Origin of the sequence: Flavobacterium sp. NRK F10, from assembly GCF_024054235.1 — a bacterium.
GTDB classification, from domain to species: domain Bacteria; phylum Bacteroidota; class Bacteroidia; order Flavobacteriales; family Flavobacteriaceae; genus Flavobacterium; species Flavobacterium sediminis.
In genome coordinates, this window is the sequence record NZ_JAMXLC010000001.1 from 2,666,580 (window position 1) to 2,677,681 (window position 11,102).

The window sequence follows — 11,102 nt, forward strand, 5'->3', positions numbered from 1 at the left end:
CGTTATTCTTCTATCTCAACTGCGTCTTTGCGTTTTTTCTTTTCTTTATCGGCTTTTTTCTTCATCTTTTTGTCCATCTTACTACCGTTGTCTTCTTCCAGTTTCACATCCTCATGTTTCTCGGCAAAGCGCCATGAAAAACCGATGCCGGCAAAGAACAGGGAAGGTGTACTTTTAATATTCTTACCGATAGAAGCGTCTAACTGCATGTTCTTATCAAACAAATAGGCAGCACCTATTCTGAAAACACCATCGGAATAATAATCGCCACTATAGCCTTGGTTTTCAATGAAACCGGACCATTTAGCGTTAAAACCTCTGGTTAAGGTTAAAATATAATTAAGGCTTTTAAAATCAGAGGTGAATTTGTCATACGTAATGTTAGTAACCAAAACCCAGTGACGACCAAAATGGTTTTGAGCAATGGCAGTGATCTTAGGGCTTATTGACGGTTCTTCAATGTATGAAGGAGCGTAATTGAACGGTGTATCACCCAGAGCGAAATTGGCTCCGGCATATACGGCTACAGCCGGAATGAATTGTCTCCATTTAAAACGGTGATTAGCTTTCCAACTGTAAATATTTTCTTTTTCAACATAATTTTTAAACGGGTCGTAAACTAAATATTTCGCACCTAATGTCAATTGTTTGAAACCACTTCTGTTTTCCTCTAAAAAGGTAGACGTGTATTTATCTGTTTGGTACTGTATATCAGCAACTACTTCTAATTCTTCTTTCCAGACGCCATAGCGCAATTGCAACTCACCTATAATACCGTTGGCATCATATTTTAATTTGTCGTGATTTTCAGTTTTATACATTAAACCGGTTTCAGCTTGTATAACTTTTTTACCTACTGAATATGCCATCATAGAACGTCCCGGGCGGTTAGAATTGATTTCGTCTGTGAATTGAGCAAATAAGAACGGACTGCTTAATAAAAAGAAAATCAAAAAAATAGAAATACGCTTCATTAGAGAAATTTTTTATTTCCAAAAATAGCACTTTTATCATAATTTTAAGAAACAATTCAGCTAAAATAAACACTTATGTAGTATATTTGAATTTTAAAAAAATACGAAAATGGAATTGGCTTCGTTTACAGGATTTATAAGAGTATTGTTTTATATTATTTTGTTCTACTATCTGTTCCGCTTTTTGGCTCGGATTTTTGCTCCTATAGTAATGCAAAAAGCTGTTGACAAAGTACAGGAAAGAATGCAGGATCAAATGAAACAACAAAACTATCAAAATTACAACAATCAGAATACTACTAAGAAAGATATGCCTAAAGAAAAAGAAAAGATTGGTGAGTATATTGATTATGAAGAGATTGAATAATTATTAATTCGCACAAATTACCCTGAAAAGGATATTGCTTCTACAATATCCTTTTTTTATTTACCTTAGCGTCCTGATTATTACTTAAAGTACTACAACTGATAGATTAATAACTCTAAAAACAAATAGATGAAAAATATAAAATCGTATGTGCCGCATGCTTTAGCTGTATTAGGCTTTGTTATTGTTGCTCTGATCTATTTTTATCCGGTTATGCAAAATAAAGTGATTTTTCAATCGGATATTGCGCAATATACCGGAATGGCAAAGGAACAAAACGATTTTAGACAAGAAAAACAACAAGAACCGTATTGGACGAATAGCGCTTTCGGAGGGATGCCAACCTATCAGTTAGGGGCAAATTATCCACATAATTATGTAAAAAAAATAGATAGCCTATTACGATTTTTACCGCGTCCGGCTGATTATTTGTTCCTTTATTTTATAGGGTTTTATATTCTCTTAATGGTGTTAAAAGTAGATCCGTTAAAAGCGTTCTTCGGAGCCTTAGCTTTTGGTTTTTCTACTTATTTGATTATTATATTAGGGGTCGGGCACAATGCTAAAGCACATGCTATTGCTTATATGCCTATGGTTTTAGCCGGAGTTTTACTGGTTTTTCAAAAACGATATTGGCTAGGGGGAATTTTAACTATGATCGCGGCTGCCTTGGAAATACAAGCCAATCACCCGCAAATGACATATTATTTACTGATTCTGCTATTGGTTGTAGGTATTTTTTATGTTATCCGCTTCATTAAAGAAAAAGCATTTGTCGATCTGGCTAAGGTTGCGGGTGTTTTTGCAGTGACCGGGATTTTGGCTATCGGAGCTAATGCAACCGGATTAATGGCTACTTCTGAATATGCTAAATTTTCAACCAGAAGCAATAGTGAATTAACCTATGAAGCTGATGGCTCAAGAAAAGAGAATACAAATGCAATGAGCTATGATTATATTACGCAATATAGTTATGGTAAGGCTGAAAGTTTAAATTTAATTGCGCCGCGTTTATTTGGCGGGTCAAATCACGAAGATCTGGGAGTTGATTCGGAAATGTATCGTTTTGTTACCTCTCAGGGAGTTCCGCCTTACGAAGCAATGCAATTGGTAAAACAAATGCCGACCTATTGGGGTGACCAACCTATAGTGGCTGCTCCGGCTTATATCGGAATTGTAGTGTTTTTCTTTTTTGTATTGGCTATGTTTTTGCCGCAAAACCGAAAGATAAAATATATCCTGTTTACAGGAGCTTTGGTATCGTTATTCCTGTCGTGGGGTAAAAACTTTGCCTTATTGACCGATTTTTTCATCAATTATGTACCCATGTATAATAAGTTCCGTGCCGTTTCTTCTATTCAGGTGGTATTGGAGTTGTGTATACCGGCATTAGCTGTTTTAGGGTTTTATGAATTTTTTAAACTGGAAGACAAAAAACAGCAATGGGATTTTTTATGGAAATCTACGGCAGTTACATTTGGTCTTTTGGTAATGTTATTTGTTTTCAAAGGGGCTTTTGATTTTGCAGGAGGTAGCGATGCTTATTACAATGAGGCTTACGGACCGGAGTTCATGCGTGTTCTGAGAGAAGACAGAGCTTCTTTATATACTCAGGATGTATTGCGTTCTATGGGCTTTGTTATAGCTGTTTTTGTGATTCTGTTTTTGGTAACCAAAGAAACACTAAAATCCGTAACAGCAGTAATTTTAGTCGGAGTTTTAATGGTCGGTGACTTGTTTTTTATTGACAAGAATTATGTAAATAAAGAGAATTTTGTTTCTAAAAGAGAAATGGAGCAGCCTTTTCAACCTACACAAGCTGATAAACAAATTTTACAAGATACTTCTCAATACCGTGTTTTTGATTTTGCCGGTAATATGAATAGTGCCCGGGCGTCGTATTTTCATCATTCAATAGGAGGGTATCATGCGGCTAAACCTAGAAGAATGCAACAGTTGTTTGATTATCAGATCGCTAAAAATAATGTGAGAACATTGAATATGCTAAATGTTAAATATGTAATTCAGACAGATGAAGAAGGACAGCCTATAGCCTTGGAAAATCCGTCGGCAAACGGAAATGCATGGTTTGTTGAGAAAGTACAGATCGTCAATTCGGCAGACGAGGAGATGAAAGCATTAGATGATCTAGATACTAAAAAAGTAGCGATTTATAATCCGGATTCTACTATAAAGATGAAAGCTAATTTTAATGCTATCGGGAAAGATTCTTTAGCAGCCGTTCAATTAGTAAAATACGAACCGAATTATTTAAAGTATACGTCAAATAATAGTAAAGACGGTTTTGCGGTTTTTTCGGAGATGTATTATAAAAACGGGTGGAAAGCGACCATTGACGGTGAAGAAACGCCGATTTACAATGTCGATTATGTTTTAAGAGGTTTGTATGTCCCTGCCGGAAAACACACTATTGAGTTTAGATTTGAACCACAAGTAGTAAAAACAGGAAGTACAATTACTTTATTCAGTTCAATTGCGATGATCTTGGTTGTTGCCGGTGGAATTTATGTGGAACGCAAAAAGAAAATACAAGCTTAATTGTTTTGAATAAACCGACAAAAAAAGTACTCATTGTATCGTATTATTGGCCACCTGCCGGAGGCCCGGGAGTACAACGTTGGTTGAAATTTGTGAAATATTTGCCCGACTTTGCTGTTGAACCACATGTTTATGTTCCTGAAAACCCTACATATCCTCTGGTCGATGAAAAGTTAGTTGCCGAAGTTTCTGAAAAAGCAATTATTCTGAAGCAACCTATTATAGAGCCGTATGGTTTGGCAGCTTTTTTATCCAAAAAGAATACTAAAAAGATAAGTTCAGGGATTATAACTCATAAAAAGAAGCAATCTTTTGTAGAAAGAGCCATGCTTTGGGTGCGAGGCAATCTTTTTATTCCGGATGCCCGCGTGTTGTGGGTGAAGCCTTCTGTACAATTTTTAAAAAAATATCTAATTGAAAATCAAATAACTACAGTGATTACTACAGGGCCACCACATAGTTTGCATTTAATCGGATTAGAGCTTAAGAAAGATTTGAACGTACACTGGATAACTGATTTTAGAGATCCCTGGACAACAATTGGCTATCACAAAGAATTAAAGTTGAGCCATCGTGCGGCTCAGAAACATAAAAAACTGGAAAAAGAGGTGCTTAAATCCTGCGATAGGGTAATAGTAACTTCTCCAACGACAAAGAAAGAATTTAAAAACCTGACCAATCGACCGATCTCAGTTATAACTAACGGATATGACGTAGAGAATATCAAGTCGAAACCGATGGATGAAAAATTTACGGTAGCGCATATTGGCTCTTTATTGTCAGAGAGGAATCCGAAAGTTTTATGGGAAGCATTAAGTGAATTGATAGAAGAGAACACTGCTTTTGCGGAAGCATTTCAGTTAAAGCTTATCGGAGCGGTAAGTAGTGAAGTATTGGACAGCTTAAAAGAAGAAGGTTTAGAGGCTTATTGTAATCTTTTAGGGTATATGTCTCATGAAGAAGCTTTACAGGAACAGCGATGTTCTCAGGTATTGTTGCTTATAGAGATCAATTCGCAGGATACTGCTTGTATCATTCCCGGAAAATTATTTGAATATATGGTTTCAGATCGGCCAATTATAGCTTTAGGTCCTGAAAATGCTGATTTTTCACAAATAGTAACTGCTACAAATACCGGAAAGTTTTTTACGTACAAGGATAAAGAAGCGGTTAAAGAATATGTTTTGCAACTCTTTAAAAACTATAAACAAGGAAGTTTAAAGGTGTATCCTGTGGGGTTACAACAGTATAGCCGAAAAGCATTGACTCAGAATTTAGTTTCTTTATTACCGGAATAAAACAGTCAGTATGAATAAAAAAATCCTGCTTTGCTAATATCGCTCCGCAGGACTTTTTACAAACTAACCAACCAAAAACTATTTATTTTTATTTTCTTGTTTTATTTTCTTGAGTTTCTCTCTTAATTTCTGAAATATCCGTTTCACTCATTTTGGCTTTTGAGCCGTCTTTTCTATAATAATAGAAATCATTGTCGTTATTGTAACCGTAGTCATTGTCTTCATAATGATAAACAGTTGTTGTATCATAATGATTATTCGTCGTTGGGGTGTAAGCATAATGTTGGCTGTAAGCGTTTACGAACCCTCTTATGTCTATGATACGTCCTCTACGGTCATAAATAATGCGTAAATTTCCGACTTGTTTTAAAGCAAAACTGTTATAGCTCATATAAACAGATCCAATGCGTTTAACACGTCCCAATGCATCATAGTTTATAAAAACGTTACCCACACGTCTTACCCGTCCCATATTATCATGTTGTACCAAAACACCACGAGGACTATTAGTATTGTAATATCCGTAATAAGTGCGCGGAGCACCGTAAGTACTATTTCTTGGCTGAACTGTATTTGATCTTACGGTATTAAAATCAAAATCTCCGTTAGGAAAAACTAAGAACTCAACTCCTCTTTCCGTGAAAGCAATTGGCTCTGCATATCGATAATCGATAGGAGGAAAGTTATTGTGATTTACACCGTCAGAAACCTTTTCCGTTGATGCTTTTACTATTCCGGTTCCTAAAAGAACAAACGTTGCTAATGCTAAAGTAATTTTTTTCATAACACATCATTTTAAGGTTGAACATTTTTTTGTTTTTAAAACATATCGTTTGGTAATAGATATCCAATTAGCGTGCCAAAAAAATAATCGATGGGTTATAAAAAGAAAAAGAGAGCACTCAGGCTCTCTTTATAAAAATAAGATTTTTTTCTTATTCTATTCCAAAATATTCATTCATTCTATGTTGAAGTAATTGTTGGTCTTGTAGGGTTTCAAAACCGAAAGTAGCAATCATCCAGATAACAAAAAGAAGGTAAATAACGCTAAGGATAATTCCGATAATGGCTAAAACTTTACCTACTTTAAGGTTATTGTAATTGGTATAAAGTTCCGGTGATTGTTTGTAAAGAGCAGTGTCTTTTTTAGCTAAAATAAGCGCTACGATCCCTGAAATAAGACCTAAGATTCCATAACAGCAACATCCCAAAATGGAGACAATTCCTAAAATTAAAACAGGGGTTGCATTGGGTAATTTTTGATTTTCCATAAGAAAAAGTATTTAATTTTTGATTAGTATACCATTTTATAAAAGTAAGAAACTACCATTATAATTAAATTTACAATGGCCAGACTAATGACTATTTTAGTGTAGTTTCTACTCTTGTCAATTACATGTAAAAAGATAAACATGAAGAGTAAGATGAGTGTGTAAATTGCAGGGTACATTTTAAAAGCTGCTACAAAATCGCCCTGTAAAAGTAAGGCGAGTGAACGTTGGGTACCGCATCCTAAACATTCCACACCGAAGAGTTTTTTGCTCATGCAGGGAATCATGTATTTTTCCATTTTTCTGTAGTTTAAAACTGCATTTTTGTAATTAAAAGTAAATATAAAAAATCTTTCTTTTATAGTTTATTATATTTGAAAAAAATACAGTTTTTATGAAAAAAATAGTGTTGACAATCTTGTTTTTCGGAGCAGGTTTTTTAGCCATTTGGGAACAGTCAAAACCCCAACCCAATCCATTTTTAATGATAGGGGCAATGGCAATTTTTATGATAGGCTTGTATCAAATAATGAAAAAAATACCGAATAAAAAAGAAGACGATGAATAAAGAAATGATAAAAGTAGGGGACAAAGTTGCTGTTTTAGATGAGCCGATTGAAGGAGTGGTTTTAAAAATAGAAAAGCAAGAAATTACGATCAAAACTTCTGACGATTTAATGATGACATTTTTTGTCAACGAAGTGGTTAAGATTAATGAAATGAATAATTTAACTGATTTATTCGGAAGTAAAAGTTTAAATGATGTTTTGAATGATAAAAGAGAGCCTAAAAAGCGTAGTTTCACCAAAGAAAAGAAGTCTAAAAAGGATGAATATGTTGTAGAAGTTGATCTGCATATAGAGAAATTGGTGCCCTCAAGTAAAGGGTTGACAAACTTTGATATGCTGAATATCCAAATGGAAACGGTTAAGCGTCAATTAGAGTTTGCTATTAAAAATCGCATTCCGAAATTAGTGTTCATTCACGGCGTTGGTGAAGGTGTTTTGAAATCGGAAATAGAATATTTCCTGTCTCGATATGATAACGTGAGTTTCCAAGAAGCAAATTTCAGAAAGTATGGTTTGGGAGCAACGGAAGTTTATATTAAGCAGAGTTTGGGATAAAGAAAAAGGGAAGCCAACGGCTCCCCTTTTGTATTTTTTTAGGACCTATATAATTTAATTGTCTACTTCATAATTTCCGAAAATATAGGTTTCGAAATTGAATGTTTCATCGCCACTTGAAAAGCTTACATTTTGAAAAGTGATATTGTGAGTTAAACCGATTATGGTTGTGTTATCTGTGTCATAAATATAATTGGAGATGATGATAATTTTTCCGCCGGAAGCATTCCATTCTTTTGAAACTATAGGAGAAGCCGGAGGAATATCCCCGCAAAAAGAAGATGAAGTTACAGTTCCAGAATATTTTCTGTAGATGATCTGATTGGTAGTGCTTACATTTAATTCAACAGGCGTGTCTTCAGGAGTAGCATCCGTTGGTAAACTGCTTTCCGGAATATCTAAAAGTAAAGCTTCACTATCATTGATTTTAAAAAGCAAATTAGTGTCAGAGCATTTTTGGATAGATTGGCTGTCAAAATTAAAAGATTGTAATGTGATATCACCATCATCACATGAATGTAGTGAAAAAGTAAGAAGTACTAAGCCTATGATTTTTTTCATCGTTTTGCTGATTTTAGTTAGCACAAAAATAAGTTTAATATTCAATTTTCCGCTAGTGTGGAATTAGTTTTTTAACTTTGGTAATAAATATTTGCTCAGTGAAGTTACATTTTTTTATCCTGATATTCTTTTTTCAGCATTTCCTATTTAGTCAGGAAACATTACCGTTTGTAGAAAACTTTTCCAAACAAGATTACAATGGAGATAATCAGGTTTGGAGTGTTTCGCAGGGTGATGATAATGCGTTGTATTTTGCGAATAATAGTTTTTTGATCCGTTATGACGGAGTTAAATGGGAGAAATATACATTACCTAATAAGACGATCATTCGATCGGTTTTAGCTTTTCAGGGAAAAGTATTTACCGGCTCTTATAATGAATTCGGTTTTTGGGTAAGAGAGAATGGGGTGATGAAATATACATCACTTTCGGCTGATAAAGATTTTTTTGAGGGAAACACGCGTAGTGAAGAGGTTTGGAAAATATTTTCCCTGAATAAAAAGATTTATTTTCAGACATTCAATGAACTTTACATTTATGATAGTGAAAAAATAGTAAAGAAAAATTTTCCGTATCAGATATCCTATTGCTTTGTAGTTAGGGATCGTTTGTTTGCAGCAACCGTTCATAAAGGGATCTATGAATTTCTGGGAGGAGAATTTGATAAAGTAGCCGGACTGGAACCAATTGAAGATAATATTATTTACGGTATAGATGCTTATAAGAATCAAAATTTCTTTTTTACTCAAAAGAACGGTGTTTTTGTGCAAAACGTCAATGAAGAACTGCTGGCTTGGAACCACCCGATCAATGAGAAGTTAAAAACGCAGATTATTATTACGGCTAAAGTCTTTAAGGCTAAAGTTTTGATCGGTACAGCTTTCAATGGTATTTATGTAGTTGATTTAACATCAAATGAATATTTTAACATCAATCGGTCTAATTCCCTTCGCAATAATTCAGTTTTAAGTATCAGCGTCGACAAAGAACAAGATGTTTGGTTGGGGCTGGATAACGGAATTTCGCATATTATTCTAAATTCTCCTTATCAGATTTTTTCGGATCATTCCGGGCAGTTAGGTACCGTATACAGTTTAGCGTCGTATGGGGAGGGATATTTGTTAGGGACGAATCATGGTGTTTTTGAAAGTAAGGACAATAAGCTGACTCTTATTCCTAATAGTCAGGGACAAGTGTGGGATATTGAAAAAGTAGACGATAAATATGTCATTGGGCATAACGAAGGAACCTTTGAATATTCAGAAAATAAAGGATATAGAAAGTTAAATGATCTTACTGGAGGCTGGAATTTTAAAAAGGACAAATTTGCCAATCGATACATTCAGGCTAATTACACCGGCTTGTACCTTTTTCCGGATCCGAACGATTTTTCGGTATATAAAAAGATCAATGATAAAATGAAGCCGATTAAGGACTTTGTTCAGGTAGGGCCAAAAGCCTTTGTTTTGGCAGATAGCTATCGAGGTTTGTATAAAGTAGAACTTAATGAAAAAGACGAACCGGAAAAGATAACGAATATAACTCAGTTGAATGAAATACAGAATGATTTTGGGGTAAAGTTATTTCATTATAAAAATGCTGAACTGTATTATATCGATAATGTCTGGTATTTTTTAGAGTCGATTAGTAATAAGTTGATCCCGAATGAAGTCTTTAATGCTAATTTTAAAAATATACAGGAGATCATCTCATTGGATGAGGATGATTTTATAGTAAACAAAGACGGAAAATTATTTATTATCAATAATGTAGACAATAATTTTATTTGGGTGCCAATTCCGCAAGAATATTATTTAGGAAAACTGATAAACAATGAAACAAAAGTTTATAAAAAGGAGGGGAAGTATTTACTTAATACAGACGACGGTTTCTTACAGATTAATTCTTTGAGAAGTCAATTTGCTAAACAAAATGTAAAAATAGAGTTAGCAAGTTCTAATAATACTTTCCTGAGGGAAGGAGGGAGTGTAGGGTTTAAAGAACAGTTAAAGCTTTATGTTATTTCGGAATACTACGGAAGTAAAAAGACACCTCTTTATTATAAAATTGACGATGAGGCGTTAGTGCCGCTTGAAAAGGGAGTGGTTGAATTAAAGAATTTGGTGAGTGATTCGCATAGTATCTCGGTATATTACAACGATGGCGAGAAATTTGTCGAGGCGTCAAAGTTTAGTTTTAAGGTTTCTGACCCTTGGTATTTCTCTATATGGATGAAATTGGTTTATGTTCTGATAATTGCATCGTTACTTTTGTTGTATTACAAATGGACCAAATATAAATATTACCAAAAATTAAAACTGAAAGAAGAAGAGCTAAAGCATAAGAATGAAATCCTGCGTTTGGAGATAGAAGCAGATAATAAATTGAAACTACAGGAATATGAAAAACATATTTTGGAGAATCAGGTTCAGGCTAAAGCAAATGAATTGGCCAGTAAGTCGCTTTCGATAGTAAAACAAGGTGAATTGATAGATAGTATTCAGAAAATATTAGATTCAGAGAAAAACATAACTTCTTTAAAAGCTAAGATCAGTAAAGCTATAAAGATCAATGCGCTTAATAAAAATGAATGGAAATCATTTGAAGAAAACTTGCTGAAGAGCAATGAAGATTTTGTAAAACAATTAACATTGAAACATCAGAATTTAACGTCAAAAGATATTAAATTATGTATCTATCTTAAGATGAATTTATCCTCTAAAGAAATTGCCCCTTTAATGAATATCAGCTATAGAGGAGTAGAACTTCATCGGTACAGATTACGAAAAAAGATGGATCTGGATTCTTCCGTGAACCTTAATCTGTTTATGAATAATATAAAATAATACTATAATTTTTATAATATCTTTATTTTATTTCTTTTAAAATTATCAAATTATAATACATCATTACTACATCACTATGTTATTATGTGTAGGGTGTTTTAC

General features: G+C 34.0%; 11 protein-coding genes. 6 read left to right on the plus strand and 5 right to left on the minus strand.

Annotation, left to right across the window (positions count from 1 at the left end):
- Positions 1 to 2: 2 nt before the first annotated feature.
- On the minus strand, positions 3 to 974 hold the full coding sequence (locus NHF50_RS12075) for a transporter (protein WP_109569903.1): 972 nt from the start codon (positions 972 to 974) through the stop codon (positions 3 to 5).
- 109 nt (positions 975 to 1,083) lie between these two features.
- Here NHF50_RS12075 and NHF50_RS12080 point away from each other — a divergent pair, with 109 nt between their 5' ends.
- From NHF50_RS12080 to NHF50_RS12090, 3 genes are all read left to right on the plus strand, one after another.
- Positions 1,084 to 1,341, plus strand: coding sequence for a DUF4834 domain-containing protein (locus NHF50_RS12080; protein WP_109569904.1), 258 nt, complete (start codon positions 1,084 to 1,086; stop codon positions 1,339 to 1,341).
- A 129-nt stretch (positions 1,342 to 1,470) separates the two neighbouring features.
- The gene (locus NHF50_RS12085) at positions 1,471 to 3,900 is read left to right on the plus strand and encodes a YfhO family protein (protein ID WP_252776661.1); all 2,430 of its coding nucleotides are present in this window, start codon (positions 1,471 to 1,473) and stop codon (positions 3,898 to 3,900) included.
- Positions 3,901 to 3,905: 5 nt separating this feature from the next.
- A complete protein-coding gene (locus NHF50_RS12090; RefSeq protein ID WP_252776664.1) occupies positions 3,906 to 5,198 on the plus strand; it encodes a glycosyltransferase family 4 protein in 1,293 nt (430 codons plus the stop codon).
- A gap of 88 nt (positions 5,199 to 5,286) precedes the next feature.
- Here NHF50_RS12090 and NHF50_RS12095 read toward each other — a convergent pair whose 3' ends face one another.
- From NHF50_RS12095 to NHF50_RS12105, 3 genes are all read right to left on the minus strand, one after another.
- Entirely contained in the window at positions 5,287 to 5,982 is a 696-nt protein-coding gene (locus NHF50_RS12095) for a hypothetical protein (RefSeq protein ID WP_252776666.1), read from the minus strand.
- Between the two features lie 151 nt (positions 5,983 to 6,133).
- Positions 6,134 to 6,469 (minus strand): CCC motif membrane protein, encoded by a 336-nt coding sequence (locus NHF50_RS12100; protein ID WP_109569907.1) that lies wholly within the window; start codon positions 6,467 to 6,469, stop codon positions 6,134 to 6,136.
- Positions 6,470 to 6,492: 23 nt separating this feature from the next.
- A complete protein-coding gene (locus tag NHF50_RS12105) occupies positions 6,493 to 6,768 on the minus strand; it encodes a DUF2752 domain-containing protein (RefSeq protein ID WP_109570678.1) in 276 nt (91 codons plus the stop codon).
- Between the two features lie 95 nt (positions 6,769 to 6,863).
- Between NHF50_RS12105 and NHF50_RS12110 the strand changes: the two genes are divergently transcribed.
- On the plus strand, positions 6,864 to 7,037 hold the full coding sequence (locus NHF50_RS12110) for a hypothetical protein (RefSeq protein WP_170108207.1): 174 nt from the start codon (positions 6,864 to 6,866) through the stop codon (positions 7,035 to 7,037).
- Positions 7,030 to 7,593: a Smr/MutS family protein gene (locus NHF50_RS12115; RefSeq protein WP_252776668.1), complete on the plus strand. Its 564-nt coding sequence runs from the start codon at positions 7,030 to 7,032 to the stop codon at positions 7,591 to 7,593. Before NHF50_RS12110 ends, NHF50_RS12115 begins: the two co-directional genes overlap by 8 nt.
- Before the next feature lie 54 nt (positions 7,594 to 7,647).
- Here the strand turns inward: NHF50_RS12115 and NHF50_RS12120 are convergent, their stop codons facing one another.
- Entirely contained in the window at positions 7,648 to 8,154 is a 507-nt protein-coding gene (locus tag NHF50_RS12120; protein WP_109569908.1) for a hypothetical protein, read from the minus strand.
- 98 nt (positions 8,155 to 8,252) lie between these two features.
- Here NHF50_RS12120 and NHF50_RS15815 point away from each other — a divergent pair, with 98 nt between their 5' ends.
- Positions 8,253 to 11,000, plus strand: a complete 2,748-nt coding sequence (locus NHF50_RS15815) for a LuxR C-terminal-related transcriptional regulator (RefSeq protein WP_252776670.1) — start codon at positions 8,253 to 8,255, stop codon at positions 10,998 to 11,000.
- Positions 11,001 to 11,102: the final 102 nt, after the last annotated feature.

Coding starts and splice junctions, on each gene's coding strand:
- NHF50_RS12100 (WP_109569907.1), bottom strand. CDS start 6,469: ATGGAAAATCAAAAATTACCCAATGCAACCCCTGTTTTAATTTTAGGA.
- NHF50_RS12105 (WP_109570678.1), bottom strand. CDS start 6,768: ATGGAAAAATACATGATTCCCTGCATGAGCAAAAAACTCTTCGGTGTG.
- NHF50_RS12110 (WP_170108207.1), top strand. CDS start 6,864: ATGAAAAAAATAGTGTTGACAATCTTGTTTTTCGGAGCAGGTTTTTTA.
- NHF50_RS12080 (WP_109569904.1), top strand. CDS start 1,084: ATGGAATTGGCTTCGTTTACAGGATTTATAAGAGTATTGTTTTATATT.
- NHF50_RS12085 (WP_252776661.1), top strand. CDS start 1,471: ATGAAAAATATAAAATCGTATGTGCCGCATGCTTTAGCTGTATTAGGC.
- NHF50_RS12095 (WP_252776666.1), bottom strand. CDS start 5,982: ATGAAAAAAATTACTTTAGCATTAGCAACGTTTGTTCTTTTAGGAACC.
- NHF50_RS12120 (WP_109569908.1), bottom strand. CDS start 8,154: ATGAAAAAAATCATAGGCTTAGTACTTCTTACTTTTTCACTACATTCA.
- NHF50_RS12115 (WP_252776668.1), top strand. CDS start 7,030: ATGAATAAAGAAATGATAAAAGTAGGGGACAAAGTTGCTGTTTTAGAT.
- NHF50_RS12075 (WP_109569903.1), bottom strand. CDS start 974: ATGAAGCGTATTTCTATTTTTTTGATTTTCTTTTTATTAAGCAGTCCG.